General features: G+C 69.1%; 20 protein-coding genes and 5 pseudogenes. 14 read left to right on the forward strand and 11 right to left on the reverse strand.

The genetic code is table 11. From position 1 onward, the window contains the following. Positions 1 to 40 precede the first annotated feature (40 nt). Positions 41 to 2,475 (forward strand): annotated as a pseudogene (gene mutS, locus AV541_RS04100) (DNA mismatch repair protein MutS). Continuing rightward, positions 2,472 to 4,109: a DNA mismatch repair endonuclease MutL gene (gene mutL, locus AV541_RS04105; protein ID WP_060384303.1), complete on the forward strand. Its 1,638-nt coding sequence runs from the start codon at positions 2,472 to 2,474 to the stop codon at positions 4,107 to 4,109. Before mutS ends, mutL begins: the two are co-directional and overlap by 4 nt. Here mutL and rraA read toward each other — a convergent pair. After that, a complete protein-coding gene (rraA, locus tag AV541_RS04110) occupies positions 4,003 to 4,497 on the reverse strand; it encodes a ribonuclease E activity regulator RraA (RefSeq protein ID WP_060384304.1) in 495 nt (164 codons plus the stop codon). The genes mutL and rraA overlap by 107 nt on opposite strands. Before the next feature lie 18 nt (positions 4,498 to 4,515). Here rraA and purU point away from each other — a divergent pair, with 18 nt between their 5' ends. From purU to AV541_RS04125, 3 genes are read left to right on the forward strand one after another with little or no spacing between them, the layout of a single operon-like run. Beyond that, the gene (gene purU, locus AV541_RS04115) at positions 4,516 to 5,373 is read left to right on the forward strand and encodes a formyltetrahydrofolate deformylase (protein WP_060384305.1); all 858 of its coding nucleotides are present in this window, start codon (positions 4,516 to 4,518) and stop codon (positions 5,371 to 5,373) included. A gap of 46 nt (positions 5,374 to 5,419) precedes the next feature. Continuing rightward, complete coding sequence (locus AV541_RS04120; protein WP_060384306.1) at positions 5,420 to 6,640, forward strand: S1C family serine protease; 1,221 nt, start codon at positions 5,420 to 5,422, stop codon at positions 6,638 to 6,640. Then, positions 6,641 to 7,216 carry a GNAT family N-acetyltransferase gene (locus AV541_RS04125; protein ID WP_060384307.1) on the forward strand — a complete coding sequence of 192 codons (576 nt, stop codon included), beginning with the start codon at positions 6,641 to 6,643 and terminating at the stop codon, positions 7,214 to 7,216. Here AV541_RS04125 and AV541_RS04130 read toward each other — a convergent pair. The 5 genes and pseudogenes from AV541_RS04130 to AV541_RS04150 form a co-directional block, all read right to left on the reverse strand. Beyond that, positions 7,188 to 7,580, reverse strand: a complete 393-nt coding sequence (locus tag AV541_RS04130) for a hypothetical protein (protein WP_008632775.1) — start codon at positions 7,578 to 7,580, stop codon at positions 7,188 to 7,190. The genes AV541_RS04125 and AV541_RS04130 overlap by 29 nt on opposite strands. Then, the gene (locus tag AV541_RS04135) at positions 7,577 to 8,554 is read right to left on the reverse strand and encodes a TAXI family TRAP transporter solute-binding subunit (protein WP_060384308.1); all 978 of its coding nucleotides are present in this window, start codon (positions 8,552 to 8,554) and stop codon (positions 7,577 to 7,579) included. The genes AV541_RS04130 and AV541_RS04135 overlap by 4 nt, the downstream gene beginning before the upstream one ends. Before the next feature lie 25 nt (positions 8,555 to 8,579). Beyond that, positions 8,580 to 10,718, reverse strand: a complete 2,139-nt coding sequence (locus tag AV541_RS04140; RefSeq protein ID WP_060384309.1) for a TRAP transporter permease — start codon at positions 10,716 to 10,718, stop codon at positions 8,580 to 8,582. 61 nt (positions 10,719 to 10,779) lie between these two features. Continuing rightward, positions 10,780 to 11,769 (reverse strand): TAXI family TRAP transporter solute-binding subunit, encoded by a 990-nt coding sequence (locus tag AV541_RS04145; RefSeq protein WP_060384310.1) that lies wholly within the window; start codon positions 11,767 to 11,769, stop codon positions 10,780 to 10,782. 32 nt (positions 11,770 to 11,801) lie between these two features. Then, a pseudogene (locus AV541_RS04150) lies at positions 11,802 to 12,913 on the reverse strand (site-2 protease family protein). Positions 12,914 to 12,980: 67 nt separating this feature from the next. Here AV541_RS04150 and AV541_RS04155 point away from each other — a divergent pair. After that, positions 12,981 to 14,179, forward strand: a pseudogene (locus AV541_RS04155) (MFS transporter). On the opposite strand, the gene wecB reads toward AV541_RS04155, so the two are convergent. The 4 genes and pseudogenes from wecB to AV541_RS04175 form a co-directional block, all read right to left on the reverse strand. Then, positions 14,154 to 15,272 carry a non-hydrolyzing UDP-N-acetylglucosamine 2-epimerase gene (gene wecB, locus AV541_RS04160; protein ID WP_060384311.1) on the reverse strand — a complete coding sequence of 373 codons (1,119 nt, stop codon included), beginning with the start codon at positions 15,270 to 15,272 and terminating at the stop codon, positions 14,154 to 14,156. The pseudogene AV541_RS04155 and the gene wecB sit on opposite strands and share 26 nt — an antisense overlap. After that, positions 15,269 to 16,369, reverse strand: coding sequence for an MraY family glycosyltransferase (locus tag AV541_RS04165; RefSeq protein WP_060384312.1), 1,101 nt, complete (start codon positions 16,367 to 16,369; stop codon positions 15,269 to 15,271). The genes wecB and AV541_RS04165 overlap by 4 nt, the downstream gene beginning before the upstream one ends. Then, on the reverse strand, positions 16,356 to 16,982 hold the full coding sequence (upp, locus tag AV541_RS04170) for a uracil phosphoribosyltransferase (RefSeq protein ID WP_011173367.1): 627 nt from the start codon (positions 16,980 to 16,982) through the stop codon (positions 16,356 to 16,358). The genes AV541_RS04165 and upp overlap by 14 nt, the downstream gene beginning before the upstream one ends. A gap of 10 nt (positions 16,983 to 16,992) precedes the next feature. Further along, positions 16,993 to 17,831, reverse strand: a pseudogene (locus AV541_RS04175) (phosphotransferase). An 18-nt stretch (positions 17,832 to 17,849) separates the two neighbouring features. Here AV541_RS04175 and AV541_RS04180 point away from each other — a divergent pair. Further along, on the forward strand, positions 17,850 to 18,923 hold the full coding sequence (locus AV541_RS04180) for a radical SAM protein (protein ID WP_008632764.1): 1,074 nt from the start codon (positions 17,850 to 17,852) through the stop codon (positions 18,921 to 18,923). Here AV541_RS04180 and AV541_RS04185 read toward each other — a convergent pair. Next, complete coding sequence (locus tag AV541_RS04185; RefSeq protein WP_008632762.1) at positions 18,917 to 19,123, reverse strand: CDGSH iron-sulfur domain-containing protein; 207 nt, start codon at positions 19,121 to 19,123, stop codon at positions 18,917 to 18,919. The two genes, AV541_RS04180 and AV541_RS04185, sit on opposite strands and share 7 nt — an antisense overlap. A 73-nt stretch (positions 19,124 to 19,196) precedes the next feature. Here AV541_RS04185 and miaB point away from each other — a divergent pair, with 73 nt between their 5' ends. From miaB to AV541_RS04220, 7 genes and pseudogenes are all read left to right on the forward strand, one after another. Continuing rightward, on the forward strand, positions 19,197 to 20,525 hold the full coding sequence (gene miaB / locus AV541_RS04190) for a tRNA (N6-isopentenyl adenosine(37)-C2)-methylthiotransferase MiaB (RefSeq protein WP_060384313.1): 1,329 nt from the start codon (positions 19,197 to 19,199) through the stop codon (positions 20,523 to 20,525). Between the two features lie 3 nt (positions 20,526 to 20,528). After that, positions 20,529 to 20,861, forward strand: a complete 333-nt coding sequence (locus AV541_RS04195; protein WP_008632759.1) for a hypothetical protein — start codon at positions 20,529 to 20,531, stop codon at positions 20,859 to 20,861. Between the two features lie 3 nt (positions 20,862 to 20,864). Next, positions 20,865 to 21,734 (forward strand): FAD-dependent oxidoreductase, encoded by an 870-nt coding sequence (locus AV541_RS04200; RefSeq protein WP_060384314.1) that lies wholly within the window; start codon positions 20,865 to 20,867, stop codon positions 21,732 to 21,734. Positions 21,735 to 21,743: 9 nt separating this feature from the next. Next, positions 21,744 to 22,301 carry a molybdenum cofactor guanylyltransferase gene (locus AV541_RS04205; protein ID WP_060384315.1) on the forward strand — a complete coding sequence of 186 codons (558 nt, stop codon included), beginning with the start codon at positions 21,744 to 21,746 and terminating at the stop codon, positions 22,299 to 22,301. A 25-nt stretch (positions 22,302 to 22,326) separates the two neighbouring features. After that, a complete protein-coding gene (locus AV541_RS04210) occupies positions 22,327 to 23,796 on the forward strand; it encodes an ABC transporter ATP-binding protein (protein WP_060384316.1) in 1,470 nt (489 codons plus the stop codon). Beyond that, positions 23,793 to 24,840: pseudogene (locus AV541_RS04215) on the forward strand (ABC transporter permease). Before AV541_RS04210 ends, AV541_RS04215 begins: the two are co-directional and overlap by 4 nt. Continuing rightward, positions 24,840 to 25,673 carry an ABC transporter permease gene (locus AV541_RS04220; protein ID WP_060384317.1) on the forward strand — a complete coding sequence of 278 codons (834 nt, stop codon included), beginning with the start codon at positions 24,840 to 24,842 and terminating at the stop codon, positions 25,671 to 25,673. Before AV541_RS04215 ends, AV541_RS04220 begins: the two are co-directional and overlap by 1 nt. Positions 25,674 to 25,675 lie beyond the last annotated feature (2 nt).

Genomic DNA, 25,675 nt, shown 5'->3' on the forward strand with positions numbered 1-25,675 from the left:
GCTCCTCCCCGGGTTCCGGGGGCGAAGGGTAGGGTATAAGATGAAGGGCATGCTCAAGGGCGAAGGCCCAGGTCCCCTCCCGCCCCTTCTGCAGCAGTACGTGGAGCTCCGGGACCGCTACCCGGACTACCTCCTCCTCTTCCAGGTGGGGGACTTCTACGAGTGCTTCGGGGAGGATGCCGAGAGGCTCGCCCGCGCGCTTGGCCTCGTCCTCACCCACAAGACCAGCAAGGACTTCACCACCCCCATGGCGGGGATCCCCATAAGGGCCTTTGACGCCTACGCCGAAAGGCTTCTCAAGATGGGCTTCCGCCTGGCGGTGGCCGACCAGGTGGAGCCTGCCGAGGAGGCGGAAGGCCTGGTGCGTCGGGAGGTGACCCAGCTCCTCACCCCGGGGACCCTCACCCAGGAGGCCCTCCTCCCCCGGGAGGCCAACTACCTGGCCGCCGTCGCCACCGGGGACGGGTGGGGCCTGGCCTTTTTGGACGTCTCCACCGGAGAGTTCAAGGGGACCCTCCTCAAGAGCAAAAGCGCCCTGTACGACGAGCTTTTCCGCCATAGGCCCGCCGAGGTCCTTTTGGCCCCGGAGCTACGGGAGAACGAGGCCTTCGTGGCCGAGTTCCGGAAGCGCTTTCCCGTGATGCTCTCCGAGGCCCCCTTTGAGCCCCAGGGGGAGGGTCCTTTGGCCCTGAGGCGGGCCCAGGGGGCGCTCCTCGCCTACGCCCGGGCCACCCAGGGGGGGGCCTTGAGCGTGCGCCCTTTCCGCCTCTACGACCCCGGGGCCTTCGTGCGCCTGCCGGAGGCGAGCCTGAAGGCCCTCGAGGTCTTTGAGCCCCTGAGGGGCCAGGACACCCTCTTCGGCGTTCTGGACGAGACCCGGACCGCCCCCGGAAGAAGGCTCCTCCAGGCCTGGCTCCGCCACCCCCTTCTGGAAAGGGGGCCCTTGGAGGCGAGGCTTGACCGGGTGGAGCGCTTCGTGCGGGAGGGGGCCCTACGCGAGGGGGTGAGGCGCCTTCTCTTCCGCCTCGCCGACCTGGAGCGCCTGGCCACGAGGCTGGAGCTTTCCCGGGCAAGCCCGAAAGACCTTGCCGCCCTAAGGCGGAGCCTGGAGATCCTCCCCGAGCTTAAGGGCCTTCTGGGGGAGGAGGTAGGGCTTCCCGACCTCTCCGGCCTTTTGGAGGAGCTTAGGGCGGCTTTGGTGGAGGACCCGCCCCTCAAGGTCTCCGAGGGGGGGCTCATCCGGGAGGGGTACGACCCGGACCTGGACGCCTTGAGGCGGGCCCACGCCGAGGGGGTGGCCTACTTCCTGGACCTCGAGGCCCGGGAGAAGGAGAGGACGGGCATCCCCACCCTCAAGGTGGGGTACAACGCCGTCTTCGGCTACTACCTGGAGGTGACCCGGCCCTACTACGAGAAGGTGCCCCAGGAGTACCGCCCCGTCCAGACCCTCAAGGACCGGCAGCGCTACACCCTGCCGGAGATGAAGGAGCGGGAAAGGGAGCTTTACCGCCTCGAGGCCCTCATCAAAAGGCGCGAGGAGGAGGTCTTTCTTTCCCTAAAGGAAAGCGCCAAGAAGGAGGCGGAGGCCCTAAGGGAAGCGGCGCGGGTCCTCGCCGAGCTTGACGTCTACGCCGCCCTCGCCGAGGTGGCGGTACGCTATGGCTACACCAGGCCCCGCTTCGGGGAGAGGCTTCGGATCAGGGCCGGGCGCCACCCGGTGGTGGAGCGCCGCACCGCCTTCGTCCCCAACGACCTGGAGATGGCCCACGAGCTTGTCCTCGTCACCGGGCCCAACATGGCGGGGAAGTCCACCTTTCTCCGCCAGACCGCCCTCATCGCCCTCCTCGCCCAGATCGGGAGCTTCGTGCCCGCCGAGGAGGCGGAGCTTCCCCTCTTTGACGGGATCTACACCCGGATCGGGGCCTCCGACGACCTCGCTGGGGGAAGAGCACCTTCATGGTGGAGATGGAGGAGGTGGCCCTGGTGCTCAAGGAGGCCACCGAACGTAGCCTCGTCCTCCTGGACGAGGTGGGCCGGGGCACGAGCAGCCTGGACGGGGTGGCCATCGCCACCGCCCTCGCCGAGGCCCTGCACGAAAGGCGCGCCTACACCCTCTTCGCCACCCACTACTTTGAGCTCACCGCCCTCGCCCTTCCCCGGCTCAAGAACCTGCACGTGGCCGCCAAGGAGGAGGAGGGGGGGCTCGTCTTCTACCACCAGGTCCTCCCCGGGCCCGCCTCCAAGAGCTACGGGGTGGAGGTGGCGGAGATGGCGGGCCTGCCCAAGGAGGTGGTGGAGCGGGCCAAGGCGCTCCTCAGGGCCATGGCCGCAAGGCGGGAGGGGGTCTTGGAGGAGGTCTTGGAGCGCCTCCTCGCCTTAGACCCCGACCGCCTCACCCCCCTCGAGGCCCTGAGGTTCCTCCACGAGCTCAAGGCCTTGGCCCTGGGCCTCCCCCTAGGTAGCATGAAGGGGTGATCCGCCCCCTCCCTCCGGAGCTTAGGGGCCTCCTCGCCCGGGGCGAGGTGCTCCTTGCGGTGAAGGACGCCGTGCGGGAGCTTCTGGAAAACGCCCTGGACGCTGGGGCCAGAAGGGTGCGGGTGGAGCTTTGGGGCGGGGGGCTGAAAAGGCTTGTGGTGGAGGACGACGGGGAGGGGATCCCCCTGGAAGACCTCCCCCTCGCCGTGGAGCCCTACGCCACGAGCAAGCTCCAGGACCTTAAGGGCATCCGCACCCTGGGCTTCCGCGGCCAGGCCCTCTACGCCCTGAGGCAGGCGGCCAGGCTCAGGATCCGCTCCCGGCCTCGAGGGCAGCTCGGCGGCGGACTCCTCCTCGCGGAAGGGGAGTGGGTGGAGGTGCGCCCCGTCCCCGCTCCTCCGGGGACCCGGGTGGAGGTGGAGGGCCTTTTCCTCGGGGAGGGGCGGGACCCGAAGGGGGAGGTCCGGGGGGTCTTGGACCTCCTAAAGCGCTACCTCCTCCACCACCCCCGCCTCGCCCTGGCCCTTTTCGCGGAAGGGGAGGCCCGGCTCCTCTTCCCGGGGGCGGGGCTTGAGGAGGCGGCCCGCCTCGCCTTCGGCCGCCTCCTGGCCAAGCGGCTTCTTCCCCTGGCCTACGAGGCGGGGGGCCTCGAGGTCCAGGGCCTCGTTTCCCGGCCGGAGGTGAGCCGCACCCGGCCGGACCGGCTCTTCCTCGCGGTGAACGGGAGGCCGGTGGCCTTCCCCGAGGGGCTCCTCCGGCGGGTGCGCCGCGCCTACCGGGAGCTTCTGCCGGAGGGGCACTACCCCGTGGGCGTCCTGAACCTTTTCCTCCCCCAGGAGGCCTTTCGCCTGCGCCTGGACGCGAGGAAGGAGGAGGTGGTCCTTTCCGAGGAGGCGGAGGCCCTGGTGGAGGAGGCCCTCCACGCCCTCTTCCGGCGGGAGAACCTGGCCCGGGCCCTCCCCGAGCCCAAGCCTCTCCAGCCCTTAAGCCCCCCCACGGCCTCGGGCCTGCCCCGCCTCCGCTTCCTCGCCCAGTTCCGGGAGAGCTACCTCCTCGCCGAGGCAGGAGACACCCTCTACGTGGTGGACCAGCACGCCGCCCACGAGCGCATCCTCTATGAAGACCTCCTCAAGCGGGTTGCCGAGGGGCCGAGGCCCCTCCCCCGGCCCCTCCTCGTCCTCTTGGCCCCCGAGGAGGAGGTCCTTTTGGAGGCAGAGCAGGAGGCTTTGGCGGAGCTTTTCCGCTGGGAGCCCTTCGGCCCCGGGAGGGTGCGGCTCCTTTCCGCCCCTTCCTTCCTCCACCCCTATCCTCTGCTCCTCCCCGAGGTCTTCAAGGAGGCCTTGCGCGGGGAGGGGAGAAGCCTCAAGGCCCTCCTCGCCCGCCTCGCCTGCCTCCCCGCCGTCAAAGCGGGCCACCCCCTGGGAGAGGCCCAAGGCCAGGCCCTCCTGGACGCCCTCCTCGCCTGCGAGACCCCCTGGGCCTGCCCCCACGGAAGGCCCGTCCTCCTCGCCCTCAAGGAGGAGGACCTCATCCGCCGCTTTGGACGCCGCTCGGGGGCTCGGGGAGGAGGAGAAGCCCGTTTTCGTCGGCAAGAAGAAAATTTCCCGGAAGCACCTCTACCCCGAGAACCTTAAGGGGCACGTCCACCTCCCCCTTGCCCTCCTTGGCGCTCTTTTTGGGGGTGGCGGCGAGGGCGAGGAGGCCGATGGGCACCCCCCTAAGCTCCTCCGTGTCCCGCACCGCCCCATGGACCACCACCCCGGCCCACCCCCTTTCCCAGGCCAGGCGGGCCAGGTTGCCCCCGAGGAGGGCGGTGCGCAAAGAGCCGCCCCCGTCCACGAAGAGGACCTGGCCCTCGCCCCCTTCCTCCAGCACCCGGCGCACCAGGGCGTTGTCCTCAAAGACTTTTAGCGTCCTGACCCGGCCCGCAAAGCGGGTTTTGCCGCCGAAGCTTTTGAAGACCATGGGGAGGGTTTCCCCCTCCGGGTGAAGGTCCGAAAGGTCTGGGGTGCGCGCCTCCATGGGGATATAGTAGCGGGCATGGAGGAGGCGAGGCTTCTCGTCACCTGTCCGGACCGGCCCGGCATCGTCGCCGCTGTGAGCGGTTTCCTCTACGCCCACGGGGCCAACATCACCGATTTGCAGCAGCACTCCACCGACCCCGAGGGAGGGACCTTCTTCATGCGGGTGGCCTTCACCGCCTCCCACCTGGACCTGGCCCGCCCCGCCCTGGAAAGGGCCTTCCAGGAGGTGGTGGCGGAGCGCTTCGCCATGGCCTGGCGCCTGGCCTACGCCTCCGAGAGGAAGCGGACGGCCATCCTCGTCTCCAAGCCCGCCCACGCCCTTTTGGAGCTCCTCTGGCGCTACCGGATGGGGGAGCTTCCCATGGAGCTCCGCCTGGTCATCTCCAACCACCCCGACCACCGGGAGGAGGTGGAGCGCTTCGGCATTCCCTACCACCACGTGCCCGTGGAGAAGGACCGCAAGGAGGAGGCGGAGGAGAGAATCCTCGCCCTTTTGGAGGAGGAGGGGGTGGAGCTCGTGATCCTCGCCCGCTACATGCAGATCCTCTCCCCTCGCTTCGTGGCGCGCTACCCCATGCGGATCATCAACATCCACCACTCCTTCCTCCCCGCCTTCGCCGGGGCCGACCCCTACCGCCAGGCTTACGAGCGGGGGGTGAAGCTCATCGGGGCCACGGCCCACTACGTCACCGAGGAGCTGGACGCCGGGCCCATCATAGAGCAGGACGTGGTGCGGGTTTCCCACCGCCACTCGGTGCGGGAGATGAAGCGCCTCGGGCGGGAGCTGGAGCGCACCGTTTTGGCCCGGGCGGTGCGCTGGCACCTGGAGGACCGGGTGATCGTCCACGGCAACAAGACCGTGGTCTTCGTCTAATCGCCCCCTAACCCCCGGGGCTTAGGGTAAGGCCAGGAGGTGGCGCATGAACCTCGGGCGTTCTTTCCTCGGTTTTCTGGTCCTTTCCCTGATGGCGGGAGCGGTGCTTTGGTGGGGGCTTAGCAACGGGCAGACCCAGCGTTCCCAGGCTTCCCAGGCGGCCCCTGCCGAGGCCGGGCTCCTGGAGTACGAGCGCAACACGGTGGAGATCGTGGAGAAGTATGGGGACGGGGTGGTCTACGTGGGGGTGGTGACCCGTCCCCAGAACGTCCAGCTTCCCCCGGGCTTTGAGTTCTTCGCCCCCTTCCTGCAGATGCCCCCCCAGGAGGGCACGGGCTCAGGGTTCGTGATCGACAAGGAGGGGTACATCCTCACCAACTTTCACGTGGTAGAGGGGGCCAGCCAGATCACGGTGAAGTTCCACAACGACCCCAAGGAGTACCAAGCCCGCCTGGTGGGGGCGGCCCCGCCTTTGGACGTGGCCCTCCTCAAGGTGGACGCCCCCAAGGAGCGCCTGGTGCCCCTGGTCCTGGGGGACTCGGACCGCATCCGCGTGGGGCAGAAGGCCATCGCCATGGGGAACCCCTTCGGCCTGGAGTTCACCGTGACCCAGGGGATCGTCTCCGCCATCCGCGAGAACCCTGGGGCCATCGGGGACGAGTCGGGCCTCGTTCCCCAGGTGATCCAGACCGACGCCGCCATCAACCCCGGAAACTCCGGGGGGCCCCTCCTCAACTCCCGGGGCGAGGCCATCGGCATCAACACCGCCATCTTCACCCCCACGGGCCAGTTCGGGGCGGCCCAGTTCGCCGGGGTGGGGTTCGCCCTGCCCATCAACCTGGTGAAGCAGTACCTCCCCGAGATGCGGGCGGGGAAGACCCTCACCGCCGAGGAAATCGTGCGGAGCCGGCCCCGGCTTGGGGTTTCCCTCATCCCCCTCTCCTTCTACCCGGAGAGGCTCCGCCAGCAGTATGGCCTCCCCGACACCGGCCTCATGGTCCAGGAGGTGGAGCGGAATAGCCCCGCCCAGAAGGCGGGCCTCAGGGCGCCGAGCCGCTTTGCCTACATCCAGCTGCCCACGGGCGAGGTGCTTCAGGTGGGGGTGGATGGGGACGTGCTCCTCGAGGCGGACGGCACCCCCCTCACCTCCATCGCCCAGCTCCGCCAGGTGCTCTACGCCAAAAAGCCCGGGGAGGCGGTGACCCTCAAGGTCTGGCGTCAGGGGCGTACCCTCACCGTGCGGGTGGTGCCTCAGGTCCTGCGGTAGATGGGGGTTTGGGAGAAGGCGCCGCTAAGGCTTAGGCGCTACCTCGTCTACCGCCGCCAAGGTGGGTGGCCTCCCCTCGTCTTGAGTCCCTCCGTAACGGTGGAGTGGCTGGAAAAGGGCCTACCCCCCGGGCTTCCCGAGGAGGTCCCGGCCGACGGCCGGGTCTACCCCGTGGCCCGGACCCTCGAGGGCTACCTGGCCCTCGGCCACCCCGGGGTGGTCCTCCGGGTGGAGGGGCGGTACGCGGGCCACCTCTTCCTCCGCCCTCCGGGCACCCCGCCCCCGCCCCATCTCCCCTGGGGCTTCCTCCCGGAGCCCCTGCCCTGGGCCTACGGGGCCTTCGTGCGCCCGGAGTACCGGGGCCAGGGCCTCATCCGGTGCGCTTTGGTGGCCCTGGGGAGGGGGTGGGAGGAGGTCTACGCCGAGGTCCGGCCAGGAAACCTCCCGGCCCGGCGGAGCCTCGAGGGCCTGGGCTTCCGCCCCGTGGGATGGCTTCAGGTCCTTATCCTGGGGGTGCCTAAGGTGCGCTGGTGGCGCTTCGCCCGCTTCAAGGCGGAAAGAGGAGGCGCACCCTAAGGCAGCCGCCCTCCGCCCGAAAGCGCCACGGGCCCAAGGCGAGGGAAAGCCCTACCTCCGAGCAGTAAAGGAGGTCCCTTCGCCTTTCCCGGGCCAGGGCCTCGTTCCAGGGGTACTCTCCCCCGGTGTAGTAGGCCTCGGTCTCCGGGTCCGTGAGGGCGCGGAAGCCCCGGAAGTCCCAAAGGGGGTAGAAGGAGAGGCGCACGGGCCTTCCCGTGACCGAGTTGACGAAGGCCACCTCGCCTCGGCTCCAGGGAAGGAGGAGAAGAAGCCGCCGGCCCTGGTCCGTCTCCACCAGGACCAGCCGCACAAGAAGCAAAACCCCCAGGGCCAGAAGGCCCCAGGGGAAAAGGGCCCGCTTCACTTGAGGGCGCCCGCCTCCCGGAAGTAGCGCAACGCCCCCTCGTGGTAGGGGATGGTGCCCCCCACGAAGCGGACGGCGTTCTCCAGGGTGGTGTCCCGGGCGGCGGCCACGGCCTGGCGCAGGGTGGCCAGGTTTTCAAAGGTGGCCTTGGTGAGGGCGTAGGCGGCCTGAGCGGGCAGGCTTTCCGGGCAGACGAAGAGGTTCCAGAAGGCCAGGGTGGGGGTGTCGGTGCGGGCCCCGTAGGTAGCCTTGGGGATTACCCCGGGCCCGGCCAGGCCGGGGAAGCGCCGTTGGAAGGTCTGGACCACGGTGCTCTTGGGGTCCAGGGGTACCAGGTAGATGCGCTGCCCTTTGCGGGCCAGGGCGGCGGAGAGCTCGGTGATGGCCCCGGTGGGTAGCCCCCCGGACCAGAAGAAGGCGTCAATGTTGCCCTCCGCCAGGGCGTTGGCGCTCTCCTGGACCCCCAGGCGCTCCTGCTTGGCGAAGTCCTTGGGGGAAAGCCCCGCCGCCTGGAGCACCAGAAGGGTCTCCACCTCGGTGCCCGAGCCCGGGGCCCCGGTGGAGACCCGCTTCCCCTTGAGGTCCTGGATCACCCGGATCCCCGACCCCTCCCGGGCCACGATGTGCAGGAAGTTGGGGTACATGGCGAAGAGGATGCGGGCGCTCTTGGCAGGCCTTTCCCGGAAGCGCTCGTGTTGCCCGGTGAAGGCCAGGTAGGCGGAGTCAGGGAGCACGGTGCCGCAGTAGAAGGTCCCGCCGCCGGTGCGGGTTTCCAGGAGGAGGAGGTTGTCAATGGAGGCCGCGGTCTGGATGGCCTGGGCCTCGGCCACCCCGGCCTTGTTCCAGATCTCCGCCAGGGCGGTGCCGTAGTAGAAGTACACCCCCCCTACCCCCCCGGTGGCGATGACCACCCGGGGCTTCTGGGCCGCAGCCATACCCAACAGGGCCAAAAGGGCAAGCAACACGCCTCTCATAGCCTTTCCTCCTTTCGCCCCTACCCTAAGCCCCCTTTCCCGCCGGCGTCAAGCCCTTGAGGAAGAAGGGGAGACCGAGGAGGAAAGCGAGGAGGTTCAAGGGCGCATACGGGACGAAGAGCATCACCGCTAGCAGGCCCAGGACCCAGGCCTCCCACCGCCTTAGGGGCCTGCGGGTGTACCCGACTCCGGAGGCCGATAGGTAGACGATGCCTGCGGCCACAAAGAGGAAGCGCTCCAGGATCATCCGCCAGGCTTCCGCCGGTGGGGAGTTCTCCAGGACGGGGATGATGAGCAGGGCGGTCCCGGAGTAGGAGAGGAGGAAGAAGAAGCCCACCAGGTATTTGGAAAGGGCTACCCGGGCGGCGTAGATGCCGGTCTGGAGGGGGTTGGTGCCGAAGACGCTGGCGGCGGCGTAGGCGGAGAGGGCCACGGGCGGGGTCACGTCGGCGAGGACGGCGTAGTAGAAGAGGAACATGTGGGTGGCGAGAAGGGCGGCCTGCTGGGCGGCTTCCTGGCCTAGCCCCTCGGCGGCGAAGTTTTTGGCGGCCAGGCCGATGATGGCTGGCGCCGTCAGGGCGGAGGTGAGGACGTAGGTGGCCGTGGGGGGAACGCCCATCCCCAGCACCAGGCTGAAGACCGCGGTGATCAGGGTGGCGAGGAGAAGGCTTTCCCCCGAGACCTGCTGGAGAAGCTGGCTGAACTTGGAGGGAAGGCCGGAGATGACCATGTTGGCGAAGATGAGGTTGGCGGCGGTGACGGCGGTGCCGATGGGAAGGAGGGTGCGGAAGCCTTCGGCGAGGCCCTCGAGGATGGGCCCAATCCCTTTAGGCCTCAAGGTGGGGTCCAGGTAGGCCAGGGCCACGAAGAGGACCAGGGCCAGGCTGGCGGCGGTGCGCACCTCGTACCCCAGGTAGAGCATGACCACGATGAGGAGGATGGGGAGGAAGATGAAGCTGTAGCGCAGGAGGTAGCGCCTCCGGCTCATGCCGAGCTCTGAGGCCACGGCCTTTAGCCCCGCCTTCCTGGCGTAAAACTCGTTGAAGGCTAAGACGGTGGTGAGGTAGAGGAGGGCCGGGCCGATGGTCATCACCATCACCTTCAGCAGGGGGATCTGGAGGATCTCCACCATGATGAAGGCGATGGAACCCAGCACCGGAGGGGTGATGAGGGCGATGGTGCCGGCGGTGGCCACCAGGCCGGCGGCGATGAGGCGGTCGTACCCCGCCCGCTCGTAAAGGGGTTTGGTGAGGGCAGCGACGAACTGGGTGTCCGCCGCCCCGCTGCCCGAGAACATGCCCATGAAGACGCTGGCCACCCCGGTGACCCGCCCCGGGGTGGCGGGGTGCTTGCCCACCAGGGCCAGGGCGTAGTTGGCCACCACCTTGCCCAGGCCCAGGGCCCCGATCATCCCGGAAAGCAGGGTGAAGTAGACCAGGTACTTGGCGGAAACCCCGGTGATGAGCCCGTAGATGCCGGCCTCGGTTTCGTTGAAGGTCTTGCCCAGGAGGAGGTCAATCCCCTGGGGGGTGCCCTTTAAGGCCCCGGGGAAGAGGTTGGCGTAGAGGTTATAGCTGAAGAAGAAGAGGACCAGGACCGGCATCACCGGGCCCAGAAACCGGTACACCAGCCCCAGGACCAGCATGATGAGGCCGAAGGACATGGCCATGTCCCAGGGCTGGGGCAGCACCGCCCGGTAGACCAGCTCCTCAAAGTAGCGGAGCTGGTACAGGGTGGGGAAGAGGGCCAGGAGGGCCGCCAGCAGGTCCGCTGGGCGCTTGAGGCCGGGCAAAAGGGCGGGCAGGACCGCCACCGCCCAGTAGAGGAGGCCCACCGCCTTGGCCTCCCAGGGCAGGCTGACCCCGGGGACGTTGGGGAAGAGGAAGTTGTAGAGGGGGACCAGGGTGAAAAGCGCATAGACCCAGGCCCCCAGGGTGCGCTTCCTGGGCAGGTAGAAGGAAACCAGGTAGCCCCCTAGGAGCAGGAAGAGCACGTGGGTGCTCCTTTGTAGCTGGACGATGTCTAGGATGGGAATCTCCGCCCTGGCCAAGGGGGTGAAGGGGTGGAGGACCAGGTACAGGCTGTAAAGGGCCCCCAGGATCAGGACCCAGCGGGTGGCCTGGGCCAGGGGGCTTTGGGGGGTTACGGGGCGTTCCACTTCCATCCTTTCCTCCCAAAACGCCTGGGGCCTGGGAAAGCCCAGGGCACCCGGGCGCGGCTCAGGATTACTTGATGAGGCCCTTCTCCTTCAGGTAGCGCTCGGCCCCGGGGTGGAAGGGGATGGGGAGCTTACCGTAGAGCTTAGCGGTGGCCTCGAGGCTGGTGTCCTTGGCCGCGGCCACGGCGGTGCGCAGGGTGCCCAGGTTTTCAAACACCGCCTTCATCATGGCGTAGCCCGCTTCCGCCGGGAGGCTTTCGGGGCAGACCACGATGTTGCCCGTGGCCAGACCCGGCACATCCGTGCGGGTGTTGTACACGCTCTTGGGCACGGTGTAGGGGTCCACCAGGCCCGGGAACTTCTTCATGGCCACCTGGGCGGTGGTGCTCTTGGGGTCCACGGGGACGAGGTACACCCGGTCCCCCTTGCGGGCCAGGGTCTGGGATAGCTCCACAATGGAGCTGGTGGGCACGCCCCCCACCCAGAAGAAGGCGTCCAGGGTGCCCTCGGCCAGGGCCTTGGCGCTTTCCGCCACGGGGAGGCGCTCCCGCTTGCTGAAGCTGTCCGGGCTTACCCCCGCCGCCTGGAGGACGAGGAGGGCCAGGTTCTCGGTGCTGGAGCCAGGCTGGCCGGTGGAGACCCGCTTGCCCCTAAGGTCCTGCACCACCTTGATCCCCGTCTTCTCCGTGGCCACGATGTGGATGAAGGAGGGATACATGTAGAAGAGGACGCGGGCGCTCTTGGCGGGCTTTTGCCTGAAGCGGGGCTCCTCCCCGGTGTAGGCCACGTAGGCGGAGTCCGAGGTGGAGAGGGCGCAGTAGTAGATGTTCGCCCGCGGGTTGGTCCGGTCCCGGAGGAGGAGGAGGTTGTCGTAGGAGCCGCCGGTCTGCACCGGCTGAGCCTCCACCACGCCCGCCTTGTTGAGGATGTCGGCCAGGGCGGTGCCGTAGTAGAAGAAGACCCCGCCGGTGCTCCCGGTGCCGATGGCCACCTTGGGCTTCTGCGCCACGCTCACGCCTAAAGCCAGGAGGGCGAATAGGGCTAGGGCTCGCTTCATCCTTCACCTCCGCATAGTTTTGCGCCCCCAGGTTATTCCGGCTCCTGGGGCCTGTCAAGGTTGGAAAGTCCGAGAAGCCGTACCTGGAAGGCGCGGAGGAGGTCGGTCTTGCTGAGGACGCCGATAAGTCGGTCCCCCTCCACCACCAGCGCCCGGGTGTACCCCCGTTCCGCCATCCGCTCCCAGGCGGTAAGGGCATCCTCCTCGGGGAGAGGAGGAGAGGGGGAAGGAGGTGGCGGGCCACGGGGTCAAGGGAGCTTGCCCCCTCCAGGCCCTCGAGGCCCACCACCCCTAAAACCTTCCCCTCCTGGACCACTGGGAAGCCGGAGACCTTGTAGAGAAGGGCCAGACGCAGGGCTTCCGCCACGGGGGTCTCGGGGGGAAGGGTGATGGGGTCTTGGGTCATGAGGTCCCGCACCTTAAGCCCTTCCAGGACCTGAAGGAGAAGGGTGGCCTCCGCCTCCGTGCGGGAGGCCATGTACACGAAGAAGGCGATAAGGACCAAAAGGGGGTTGAGGACCAAAAGCCCGAAAAGCCCCAGGGCCCAGGCCAAGGCCCCGCTCAGGGCCACCGCCTGCCGGGTGGCCTGGAGGTAGGGCTTCCTTAAGGCGAGGAGGGCCCGGTACACCCTCCCGCCGTCCAGGGGCAAGGCGGGGAGGAGGTTGAAAAGCCCCAGGCTCAGGTTGACCAGGAAGAGGTAGTGGCTCAAAAACCCCCAGGCCCCTTGCGGGGTCTTCAGCAGGTGGAACCCCAGGGCCAGGGCGAAGCTCACCGCAGGCCCCGCCAAGGCGATGGCCAGTTCCTTGGCGGGCTCCCGCGGGATTCTTTCCAGCTGGGCTACCCCGCCCAGGAGCCACAGGATGATGCGCCGGGTCTTCACGCCGTAGCGCCGGGCGACGAGGGCGTGCCCCAGCTCGTGGAGGAGGACCGAGAGAAAGAGGCCTAGGGCTGCGAGAAGCCCGAGCACCCAGGGCCAGGGCCCTTCCAAGAGGCCGGGGTCCTGGGGGAGCCCGAACAGCCGAAGGTACTGGGGCAGGTTCTGCCCGATGAACCAGGCCCAGAAGGGGAGGATGAGGAGGAAGGAGAGGTCCAGGTAAAGGGGGATGCCCGCTAGGCGCAGGAGGTAGATCCCGTGCTGGAACACGTCTCAGTATAGGCGCCCGGGGCCCGGCGGGGTGTCATGACCGGTCAGTCAGGGTTAGCATGGGAGGGTGCTGGCGCTCGCCCTCCTCAAAGACCCCCTGTACCGGAGCTACTGGCTTTCCCTCTTCGCCTCCCAGATGGGCACCTGGATGCAGGCCGCAGCCCAGGGCTGGCTCGTCCTGCTCCTCACGGGAAGCGCCGAGCGGCTCGGCCTCGTGGTAGCCTTCCAGTTTCTGCCTTCCCTCCTCTTCTCCCTGCCCGCCGGGGTCCTGGCGGACCGCTACCCCAAGCGGGACCTCCTCCGCTTCACCCAGGGGGGATGACCCTCCTCGCTCTGGCCATGGCCTTCTTGGTCTACACGGGCTGGGTGCGGTACGGGCACGTCCTCCTCTTCGCCTTCCTCTACGGGGCCCTGAACGCCATGGACCAGCCCGTGCGCCAGAGCTTCACCGTGGAGCTCGCGGGGAAGGAGCGCTACCCCGGGGCCATCGCTTTGAACTCCTTCGGCTTCAACACGAGCCGCCTCGTGGGGCCCGCCGTCGCGGGCTTTCTCATCGCCTTCTACGGCGTGGGGGCCGCTTACCTCGCCAACGCCCTGTCCTTCCTGCCCATCCTCTGGGTGCTCTCCCGCCTGCCTAAAGGCGAGGGGAACGGGGTCGTCCAGGGACGCTGGTGGACCGAGGCCCTGGAGGGGATCCGGTTCGTCCTGGGGCACCCCGTGGTGCGACGGGTGGTGGGCTTGATCCTCTTCGCCACCCTTTTGGGCATGAACTTCCAGACCCTGGTGCCGGCCTACGCCCGCCTCGTCCTCGGCCTTTCCGCCACGGGGTACGGCTTCCTCCTTTCCAGCGTGGGCGTGGGGGCGATCCTCGCTGCCTTGATCATGGCCTTCACCGGCAGGCCCAGGCCCTGGCGCCTCGTCCTCGGCCTCTTCGCCCTGGCCCTGGCCCACCTGGGCCTCGCCCTGAAGCTTCCCGGACTCGTGCCCTTCTTCCTCGCCGTGGGGGGCTTCGGGATGATCTCTGTCCTCATCAACGCCAACACCCTGGTCCAGCTTTCCGTGCCCGACCGGCTTCGGGGCCGGGTCATGGCGGTCTACAGCCTGGTGATGCTGGGCACGGGACCCTTGGGCGCCTACCTCACGGGCTTCCTCTTTGAGGCCCTGGGGGGGCGGAGGGCGGCGCTCGTCCTGGGGCTGGCCCTTCTCGCCGTGGGGGTCTTCCAGCTCCTCCGCCCCTGGCCTAGGGACGCCAGTCCTCAGGCCTAGGCCCGAGGCCGAGCCGCCAGGCCACCCCTCGCGCCACCCTGAGCCCCGCCTTCCCGTCCCCGTAGGGGTTCTTGGCCTTCCGCATGCGGGAAAGCTCCTCCGGGTTTTCCAAAAGCTCCTTCACCACGCGGTAGACCCCTTCGGGGTCGGTGCCCGCGAGCTTGAGGATTCCGGCCTCGAGCCCCTCGGGCCTCTCCGTGACGTTCCTCAGGACCACCACGGGCACCCCCAGGGCCGCCCCCTCCTCCTGAAGCCCCCCGGAGTCGGTGACGAGGAGGAGGCTCGCCCTCATGAGGGCGGCCATGGAGCCGTACTCCAGGGGGTCCAGGAGCACGAAGTTCCTCACCCCTTTGAGCACCGGGAAGACCGCCTCCCGCACCACGGGGTTCAGGTGCACCGGGTAGACGAAGGTGAGGTGGGGGAAGGCCTCGGCCACCCTTTTGAGGGCCTGGGCGAGGTCGGAAAGGATGGGCCAGTTCTCCCGGCGGTGCATGGTCACGGTCACGTAGGGCCCTTCGGGCAGCCCCTCGGGAAGCCGCCCGAGCTTCGCGGCGAGGAGCACCGCGTCCACCCCGGTCTGGCCCGTGACCAGGATCCCCTCCTCCCGCTTCCCCTCCTTAAGGAGGTTCGCCTTGGCGAGGGGGGTGGGGGCGAAGTCCAGATCGGTGAGGACGTCGGTGAGGCGGCGGTTCGCCTCCTCGGGGAAGGGCTCTTTGAGGTTGCCGCTCCTTAGGCCCGCCTCCACGTGGCCCACGGGGATTCCCTCCAGAAAGGCCGCCCAGGCCACGGCGAAGGTGGTGAGGGTGTCCCCGTGGACGAGGACGTAGTCCGCCCCCATCTCCTTGAGGGCCCGGGCCGCCTGGGGGAGGATGCGGGCCGCGAGGTCGGGGAGGGCCTGGCGCTCCTGCATCACGTCCAGGTTGCGGTCCTCTTGGATCCCGAAGAGGCTTAAGGCCTGCCGCAGTTGCTCCCGGTGCTGGCCCGTGAGGAGGACGAGGGGCTTCAGGCCCGGGATCCCCCTGAGGGCCAGGTACACGGGGGCCATCTTGGTGGCCTCGGGCCGCGTGCCGAAGGCGAGGACCACGCGTTTCATTCCCCCCTCCATAGCGCCCTAAGCCTCCGGTAGGTGACCCAGGCGAGGCCCAGGGAGGTGGCGAGAAGGCTCGTCAGGATGGCCTCCCAGGGCATTCCCAGGTAGACCATGGCGAGGAGGTTGAAGAGGAGGGCCGCCCCCCAGAGGAGGAAGGCCACCCGCCTTTGGGAAAGCCCCCGAGCCAGGAGGCGGTGGTGGATGTGGTCCTTGCCGGGGGTGGAGAGGGGGTTCTGCCCCCTGAGGAGCCTCCGCACCACCACCTGGGTGGTGTCCAGGATGGGGAGGAGGAGGAAGAGCGCCGGGGGGAGGAGGCCCAGGAAGGTGGTGAGCTTGAGGTTGCCGAGGAGGGCGGTGGCGGCCAAGGTGTAGCCCAGGAAGTAGGCCCCCGCGTCCCCCAGGATGATGCGGCTTGGGTGGAGGTTGTGCCGGAGGAAGCCCAAGGAGGCCCCCGCCAGGGCGGAAAGCACCAGCGTCCCTGCCGCCCAGTAGGGGAACTGGGCGGAGACGAAGAGGAGGCTTATGGCGCTGATGTAGGCGATACCCCCGGCGAGGCCGTCCAGCCCATCCATGAGGTTTAGGGCGTTGGTGATCCCCACCACCCAAAGCCAGGTGAGGAAAAGCCCCAAGAGAGGGTCCAAGGGGGTGCCGAAGGCGGCCTCAAACCGCACCCCCACGGCCACGAGGAGGAGGGCGGCGAGGGTCTGGACGAAGAGGCGGAAGAGGGGAGGAAGGCCAAACTGGTCGTCAATGAAGCCCACCAGCACAAGCCAGGCCCCGCCCAGGAGGATGGCGAGGACCTGGATGAGGACGCTTTCCACCAGGATGGGCCTTAAGAAGGCCGCCACCACCAAGGCGAGCACCACCCCGGCGTAGACCGCCAGGCCCCCGGCGTTGGGCAGGGGTTCCCGGTTGAGCCGGCGCTCGTTGGGCAGGTCGGCCCAGCCCACCTTCAGGGCGAAGCGGCGCACGTGGGGCAGGAAGCGCCAGGTGAAGAGGAGGGCCAGGAAAAAGACGAGGAGGACGGTGAGCCAGCCCCGCCCGTAGGGGTTGGCCACGCCCAGGCGGTGGAGGAACTCCAGCAGGTCACTTGGTGCCATAGATCCGGTCCCCGGCGTCGCCGAGGCCGGGGACGATGTAGCCGTGGTCGTTGAGGCGCTCGTCTATGGCCGCCACCACCACCTCGGTGTCGGGGTGGTCCTTGGCGATGCGCTCCAGGCCCTCGGGGGCGGCGAGGATGGCCATGAGCTTGACCCCGGTGGCCCCCCGTTCCTTGAGGAGGGAGAGGGCGAGGCTTGCGCTTCCTCCCGTGGCCAGCATGGGGTCCAGGAGGAAGGCCCGGCGCTCGGCGATGTCCGGGGGGAGCTTGATGTAGTACTGCACGGGGTTTAAGGACTCGGGGTCCCGGTAGAGGCCGATGTGCCCCACCCGGGCGTGGGGGACGAGCTTCAAAATCCCCTCCACCATCACGAGCCCCGCCCGCAGGATGGCTACCAGGGCGAGCTTTTTCCCGGAGAGCACCTTGACCCGGGCGGGGGCGATGGGGGTCTCCACCGTGGTCTCCTCCAGCTCCAGGTCCCGCATGGCCTCGTAGGCCATGAGCATGGCGACCTCTTCGGCGAGCTCGCGGAAGTCCTTGGGGCCCGTGCGCTTGTCCCTGAGGTGGGCCAGCTTGTGCTGGACCAGGGGGTGGTCCACCAGGGTGATCCTCATCGGCAAGAGCCTACCACGCCCCCCTTCGGGGAAGAAGTCCCGGAAGAAGGCGAGGGCCTTGGGGAGCTTTTCCTCCAGGGCCTGCGGGAAGCCTTGGGGCTCCTTGGTGCGGAACCAGTGGAGGTCGTGGAGGTAAGTGAGGGGGACGTAGAAGGCGAGGCGCTCCCGGACCTCCTTGGGGTAGAGGCGGGCCATGCGGAAGAGGGCGGCCCGGGCGGCCTCCTCCCCCAGGAGGTCTAGGCTTCCCGTCTTCAGGAGGGCGAGGTCCCGCGCCGGGTCGTCCCCCCCGGCGCGGGCCCAGTCCACCAGGAAGACCTCGGGGCCTTCCGCCTCCGGCGCTTTGAGGAGGAGGTTTCCTGCCCAGGCGTCCCGGTGGCAGAAGCGGCGTTCCACCCCGGCGGCGAGGCCCACCTCCCGCTTCAGGGCCTGGACCAGGGAGAGGGCTTCCGGCTGGTCGTGGAGGCTCTCGGCGAAGCGTTCCAGGCGGGAAAGGAGTTCCTCTTGGGTGACCTTCCCCGGCTCGGGCAGGCGGTGGAGGGCGAGGAAGAGGTGGGAGAGGGCGGCGAGGGTTTTGGAGGTGAAGGCCTCGGGGGCGAAGGGCCTTCCGGGGAAGCGGCGGGTGACGAGGACGCCCCCCTCCGCTCCCTGGATCACGGCGAGGACCAGGCTCCCGAAGCCCGCCCGGGCCATGCGGCGGGCCTCGAGGCCCGCCAGGTGGGCCTCCTCCTTGCGGTAGACCTTGTAAACCCGTTCGCCGTCCGTGTAGACCCGGGCCTCAAACCCGCCCAGGGGGGTGAGGCGCCTTAGGCGTTCGGGGGGAAGGAGGGCCTTGAGGGCGGCGACGGCCACGGGGCTTATTCTAGCCCTATGGAGCTCCTCCGGCCCGAGGCCACGGTCCTTTCCCTGGGGAGGCGGGTCCTTTCCTTTGACCGGGAGGGAAGGCCCTACCACTACTTCCGCGAGGGGAAGACCTACAAGCGCGCCCTGGACGGGAGCCTCCACCTCCGCTACCGGGAAGGGGAGAGGAGGCGGAGAAGGCTTGCCCCCGAGGAGGCCCTTGGGGTCTACCAGGAGGTCCTGGACCTGGCCGAGGCCCACCTGCGGGACGAAAGGAGGCGGGAGGAGGTGCTCCGCTGGACCCCCGAGGGCCTCCTGGACCCCACGCCCTACCGCAGGGCCTACGCCTGGCCCGTGAGCATCCTTCCCCCCGACGCCTACCTCTCCGTGGTCCTACAGGCCACCACGGGATGCACCTGGAACCGCTGCGCCTTCTGCAGCTTCTACCAGGACCGCCCCTTCCAGAAGCGAACCCCCGAGGCTTTCCGGGAGCACATCCAGGCCGTCTTGGCCCTGCTCGGGCGGGGCAGGCTTCTTAGGCGCGGGGTCTTCCTCGCGGACGGGAACGCCCTCGCCCTCTCCGAGCCCCTTCTTCCCCTCCTGGAGCTCGTGCGGGCCCACTTCCCCGGGGAGCCCGTGATGGGGTTTCTGGACCTCTTCACCGGCCTGAAGAAAGCCCCCTCCTGGTGGGAAAGGCTTGGGGGTATGGGCCTCCGGCGGGTCTACATCGGCCTGGAGACGGGGCACGCCCCCCTCCTCGCCCTCCTCCGGAAGCCCGGCCACCCCAAGGAGGTCCTGCCCCTGGTCCAGGCGTTGAAGGCGGCGGGGCTTTCCGTGGGGGTGATCCTCATGGTGGGGGCGGGGGGAAAGGCCTTCGCCGAGGCCCACTTCCGGGAAAGCCTCGCCCTCCTCGCGGAGCTTCCCTTGGGGAGAGGGGACGTGGTCTACCTCTCCCCCTTCCGGGAGGACCCCGGCACCCCGTACGCCGCCCTCGGCCTTGCTCCCTTGGAAGACCTCGAGGGGGAACTCCAAAGGTGGGCCCAGGCGGTGCGCCGCCTCGGCCTCAGGGCCTCCCGGTACGAGATCCGGGAGTTCCTCTACTGAACCTCCAACTCCCCCTTCTCCGCAAGGAAGCCCGCCTCCTTGTGGCTCCCGTCGCAGAAGGGTTTCTCCCGGGACCGGCCGCAGCGGCAGAGGGCGAGCTTGGCCCGCTCTAGGCGCCTTTCCTCCCCGTTCCACCGGAAGGGGGTCCCCTCCGGAAGGTCCAGGACGTAGGGCCCGTTCTCCCGAAAGCGGAGGCGCATGCCTCCATGCTACCCCTTCCTGCTATCCTGGGAAGGATGGGCCCGGGATCCCCCCGGTCGCCCGGGAGGTGCTATGCGTGCGCACATCATCACCTACGGCTGCCAGATGAACGAGTACGACTCCCACCTGGTGGCGAGCGAGCTCGTGAGCCTCGGGTGGGAGCTCGTGGACTCGGTGGAGGAGGCGGACTTCGTCCTGGTGAACACCTGCGCCGTGCGGGGCAAGCCCGTGGAGAAGGTGCGCTCCCTCCTGGGCCAGCTCCGCAAGGAGAAGGAGCGTCGGGGCCTCCTCATCGGGATGATGGGGTGCCTGGCCCAGCTGGACGAGGGCCAGCAGATGGCGAAGAAGTTCGGGGTGGACGTCCTCTTGGGCCCCGGGGCCCTCACCTCCTTGCCCGAGGCCCTGAAGGCGAACGAGAGGTTCTGGGACCTCACCTTCCGGGAGGACGTCCTGGACTACATTCCCCCGCCTCCCAAGGGGGCGCTTTCCGCCCACGTGACCATCATCCGGGGGTGCAACCACCACTGCACCTACTGCATCGTCCCCACCACCCGCGGCCCCGAGGTTTCCCGCCACCCCGACCTCATCCTTAAGGAGATTGAGCTCCTGAAGCAGGCGGGGGTGGTGGAGGTCACCCTCCTCGGCCAGAACGTCAACTCCTACGGCAAGGACCAGCCGGGCTTCCCCTCCTTCGCCGAGCTCCTCCGCATGGTGGGCGGGATGGGCATCCCCCGGGTGCGCTTCCTCACCAGCCACCCGGTGAACTTCACCGACGACATCATTGAGGCCATCGCCGAAACCCCCGCCATCTGCCGCTACATCCACCTGCCCGTGCAGTCGGGCTCCGACCGGGTGCTCCGCCGCATGGCCCGGGAGTACCGCCGGGCACATTATTTGGAGAGAATCCGGAAGATCCGCGAGGCCCTCCCCGATGCCGTGCTTTCCACCGACATCATCGTGGGCTTCCCCGGGGAGACGGAGGAGGACTTCCAGGAGACCCTTTCCCTCTACGACGAGGTGGGGTACGACCAGGCCTACATGTTCATCTACTCGCCCCGCCCCGGCACCCCCGCCTACAAGCACTTCCAGGACCTGCCCCGGGAGGTGAAGGTGGAGCGCCTGATGCGCCTCATTGAGAAGCAGAAGGAGTGGAGCTACCGCAGGAACCTGGAGTGGGTGGGGAAGACGGTGGAGGTGTTGGTCCGGGGCGAGGCCAAGGAGGAGGGCTTCGTCCAGGGGCACGACCGGGGGAACCACCCCGTGCTCGTCCCCGCTTCCCAGGCCCCGGTGCCGGGCCTCTACCAGGTGGAGATCAAGCAGGCCACGCCCCACCTCCTCTTCGGGGAGGTGGTGGGGGCGAAGGCCCCGGCCCCCATCCCCTGCCCGTGGCCTAGGGGGTGAGGGATGCGGTCCATCCTCCCTTTGGGCGTGGCCTTGGCCCTCTTCCTCCTCCTCTTCGCCACCTTCCGCTTCACGGGGCTTGGGTTCTTCCTGGCCCTGGGGGGTGGGGCCCTGGGCTACTTGGGCCTTGCCCGCTGGCAGGAGGGGCTTCTTTCCCGGGGGCCTTCCTTGGCGGCGTTGGAGCGCCTGGCCATGCGGGAGGCCTGGCGGCGGGGCGGGGTTTTGCGCCCGGGGGACCTCTCGGCCTTTTTGCCTGAGGAGGAGGCGGAAAGGCTTTTGGAAGGGCTTGCTGCCCGGGGGCTTTGCCGGAAGGAGGGGGAGGGGTACCGGTTTTAGGGCATGCTCCGGGAAGCCGAGGTGGTGGTCCTGGGGGCCGGGGTGGCGGGGCTTGCCCTGGCCCGCCTCCTTTGGGAAAGGGGCCGGAAGGTCCTGGTGGTGGCCGAGGCCCTGGGGGAGGCGAGCCGCCCTCCCGTGGCCCTGGTGAACCCCCTTAGGGGGAGGCGCTTCACCCTGGCGGAGGAGGGGGAAAGGGCTTTGGAGGCAGCCCTTAACTTCTATAGCCGCTTCGTCCCCCTCCACCTCGGGGTCTTCCGCCCCGTGCCCGAGAAGGACCGGCCCAAGGTGGCGGGGAGGCTTTCCCGGCTCAAGCACCGCTGGGAGAAGGAGGGGGTGCTTCTGGAGGAGGCCTTCTGGCTGGAGCCGAGGCCCCTTTTGGAGCGCCTTACCGAGGGTCTTCCCCTTGTTCGGGGGCGGGTTTTGGCCTGGGAGCCACCGTACTTCCGCCTTCAGGGTGGCGGGCGGGTCAGGGGGGAGGTGCTGGTCTACGCCGGAGGGGGGCGGGGGGCGCACCTTTTGGCCCTTGAAGGGCGGTACATCCCCGGGCTCGTCCTCACCCTTTTGGACTACTTTCCCCGGGCCATAAGCTATCGGGTCTACCTGGCGGGGGCGGCCTTAGGGGGAAGCTACCTCCCGGGGGAGGAGGGCTACCGCCTCCCGCCGCCCACGGAAGGGGAGGTGGAGTGGCTTCTCCAAGGGGCCGAGGCCCTTGTGGGCTACCGCCCCCGGGTGGCCTCCCTTTGGCGGGGGGTGCGCTTTAGGCTTTCCTCCTTTCTCTTCCCCGTGGAGGGGGGGTTCGCCCTCACGGGATTCGGCTCCACGGGCTTTCTCTACGTACCTCTCCTCGCGGAGAGGCTTGCCGAAAGGCTTTAGACTGAGGGCGTGTACTCGGGAGCGGTCCTCGCGGGAGGGGCCTCGAGGCGCTTCGGGGAGGACAAGGCCCTTTTCGTCTACCGGGGAAAGCCCCTCCTCCTCTGGGTCCTGGAGAGCCTTAGGGGGGCGGGGGAGCGCTTCATCGTGGCGAACCGCCCCTACGTGGGCTTCGGTGTCCCCGTCTACCCCGACCTCCTCCCGGGGGCGGATAGCCTCTCCGGCCTCCACTCCGCCCTCGCCCACGCCCGCTTCCCCTGGGTGGCCGTGGCGGCCACGGACCTCCCCTTCCTCACCCGGGGCTTTTGGGACTTCCTCTACGAGCAGGCCCGCGCCTCCCCCTACCCCGTGGTGGCGGTTTACAACCCCGAGGGCCACCTCGAGCCCCTCATGGCCCTTTACCACAAGGACTGCCTGCCCCAGGTGGAGCAGCAGATCCGGGAGGGGGACTTCCGTCTGGGGCGGGTGGTGGAGGTTCTTGGGGCCACGTATATGGCCGCTAAGGAGGTGGTGGCCCGGTTTGGGGAGCAGGTCTACCTCAACGCCAACCGCAGGGCCGACCTCCCCTAGGCGTGGTATCCTCCTCCGGGGGCGGATGCTGCGGCTGGAGAACATCACGAAACGCTTTGGCCCCATTGTGGCCAACGACCGCATCAGCCTCGAGGTGCGGGCCGGGGAGGTCCTCGCCCTCCTGGGGGAGAATGGGGCAGGGAAGACCACCCTGGTGAGCCTCCTCTACGGCCTTTACGCGCCGGACGAGGGGCGGATCCTCCTGGAGGGGCGTCCCGTTCAGATCCCTTCCCCCAAGGCGGCCCAGGCCCTGGGCATCGCCCTCGTGCCCCAGCACCCCGAGCTCATTGAGGCCCACACCGTGGCCGAGAACCTCGCCCTGGGGCTGGACCTGCCCTTCCTGCTTCCCCGAAGGGCCCTCGTCCGCAGGCTCAAGGCCCTGCTGGCGGGGCACCCTCTGGGGGTGGACCTGGAGGCGCCCGTCCACCTCCTCTCCGCCGGGGAGAAGCAGCGGGTGGAGATCCTCAGGGCCCTTCTCGCCAAGCCCAAGGTCCTGATCCTGGACGAGCCCACCAGCGTCCTCACCCCCCAGGAAGCGGAGGGCCTTTTCCAGGAGATCGCCCGCTACAAGGCCATGGGCCTCGCGGTGATCTTCATCAGCCACAAGCTGGACGAGGTGCTCCGGGTGGCGGACCGCATCGCCGTCCTCCGGGGGGGGAGAAAGGTGGGGGAGGTGCCGAGGGAGGAGGCGGACCGGGACCTCCTCGTGCGCCTCATGGTGGGGCGGGAGGTGGAGCCTCCCCGCCTCGGCTTCCCTCCGGGGAAGAGGCCCCTTCTGGAGGTGCGGGACCTCTTCGTGCCCCGCCGGGGGATCCCGGTCCAGGGGGTGAGCTTCGTGCTCTGGGAAGGGGAGATCCTCGGCGTGGCCGGGGTGGCGGGAAGCGGGCAGAAGGAGCTCGTGGAGGCCTTGGCGGGGCTTAGGCCCTACCGGGGGGAGGTGCGGTTCCTGGGCGCCCCCTTGCCCCGGGACCCCGCCCGCCTCCACGCCTTGGGGGTGGCCCACATCCCCGAGGACCGGGCCATGGGGGTGGTGGGGACGATGAGCGTGGCGGAGAACCTGGCCCTGCGCCGCTACGCCCGCTTCGCCCGGCGGGGTTTTCTCTCCCGTAGGACCATGGAGGAAAAGGCCTCGGAGCTCATCCGCCGCTTCGGGATCCGGGCGCCTTCCCCCAGAACCCCCGTCCGCTTCCTCTCCGGGGGGAACGTGCAGAAAGTGATCCTGGCCCGGGAGCTCGGCGAGGGGGCCAGGCTGGTTTTGGCCATGCACCCCACCTACGGCGTGGACGTGGGGGCGGCGGAGGAGGTCCACCGCCTCCTCCTGGACCTGGCCAAGGGCGGGGCGGCCGTCCTCCTTGTGAGCGAGGACCTGGACGAGATCCTGGCCCTCTCCCACCGGGTGGCGGCCCTCTACCAGGGGCGGATGGTGGGGCCCTTGCCGCGGGAGGAGGTGGGGCTGGAGCGCCTGGGGGCCATGATGACGGGGGGTCGGGCGTGAGGGTGGAGGTGGACCCCGCGCCCCGGCCCCTCAAGGTCGTGGGGGCCTATGCCCTCTTTGTGGGGCTCGCCCTCGTGGCCCTGGGGTTCCTCTTCCGGGCCTACGGGGTGGCGCCCCTGGAGGCCTACCGGGTCTTCCTCTCGGTCCTGGGGGACCCCCTGGGCCTCGCCGAGGTGGCCCGGAGGGCCATCCCCCTCCTCCTCATCGGCTCGGGGTTGGCTTTGGCCTTCCGGGTGGGCTTCTTCAACATCGGGGCCGAGGGGCAGCTCCTCCTTGGGGCCGTGGGGGCCACCTACGCCGCCCTCTTCCTCCCTCCCGGGCCCTGGACCCTGCCTTTGATGTTCCTCCTCGGGGGGCCTTGGGGGGGGTGTGGGCGGGCCTTGCCGCCTGGCTTCGGGCGCGCTTCGGGGCGAGCGAGATCCTCGTCACCCTCATGCAGAACTACCTCGCCTACTACCTGGTGGTCTATTTGGTGGCGGGTCCCTGGAAGGGGCGGACGGCCTTCGGCTTCCTCTACACCGACCCCTTTCCCGAGGCGGCGCGGCTTCCCGTGCTTCCCGGCACCCTGGTCCACTGGCCCACCCTCCTCCTCGGGGCGGTGGCCGCCCTGGTCCTCCACGTCCTCCTCTTCCGGACCCCCTGGGGCTTTGAGTGGCGGGTTCTGGGGGAGAACCCCCTCGCCGCCTGGTACCTGGGCCTGGACGCGGGCCGCCTCCTCCTCCGGGTGGGCCTGATCTCGGGTGCTTTGGCGGGGTTTGCCGGCGTGGGGGAGGTGGCGGGGATCCACCACAAGCTCCTGGAGCCCGCCCAAGTTTCCCTGGGCTACGGCTTCACGGCCATCCTCGTGGCCTGGCTTGCCCGGGGGGGCCGGGTTACGTCCTCCTCACCGCGCCCCTCCTGGGGGTGGTCCTCGCCGGGGGGGACGCCTTGAAGCTCGCCTTCTCCATGCCCTTTCGCGTGGTGGACGTGACGAGCGGCCTCCTGCTTTTGGCCTTCATCGGGGCTGAGGCCGCAAGCCGCCACCGCCTGGTCTGGAGGCGCTGATGGAAGAGGCCTTGTTGCGTGCCGTCCTTTTCGGAACGCCTATCCTGCTTGCGGGGCTTGGGGCGCTTCTCGCTGAACGGAGCGGGGTGGTGAACCTCGGGGTGGAGGGGATGATGGCCCTGGCCGCCCTCACCGCCTTCGCCGCCGCCCAGGCCTACGGCCCCCTGCCCGGGGTCCTCGCCGCTTTCGGGGTGGGGGCGCTCTCGGGGCTTTTCCTGGGCCTCTTCACCGTCACCTTGCGGGCCAACCAGTTCGTGGCGGGGCTCGCGGTGGCCGCCTTGGGGCTTGGGGCCTCGGGGCTTCTGGGCAAGCGCTACGAGGGGCTGCCCCTCGCCCACCCCTTGCCCGAGGGGGGGTTTGCCCTCTTAGGGGCGGTCCTCGCCCTCCTCGTCCACCTCTTCCTCACCCGCACCCGGACGGGGCTTTTCCTGAGAAGCGCCGGGGAGAACCCCAAGGCGGTGGACCTCTTCGGGGTAAGCGTGGACGGGGTGCGGTACCTGGCCCTGGGCCTGGGAGGGGGGCTCATCGGCCTCGCGGGGGCCTACCTCTCCTTGGCCTACCGGCCGAGCTGGACGGACGGGATGACCGCCGGGCTCGGCTGGGTGGCCATCGCCTTGGTGATCCTCGCCGCCTGGCATCCTCTTCGGGCCCTCCTTGGGGCCTATTTCTTCGGCCTTCTCTTCTTCCTGCAGTTCCGCCTCCAGGGCAGTGTACCTATACCGAGCGAAGCCTTTGCCGCTATGCCCTACCTTCTGGTTATCCTGGTCCTGGCGCTCTCGGGCCGGTCCCGGGCCCCCAAGGCCCTGGGCCAGCCCTTTGAGCGGGGGAGGTAGCC

Source organism: Thermus parvatiensis (genome assembly GCF_001535545.1).
GTDB classification, from domain to species: Bacteria; Deinococcota; Deinococci; order Deinococcales; family Thermaceae; genus Thermus; species Thermus parvatiensis.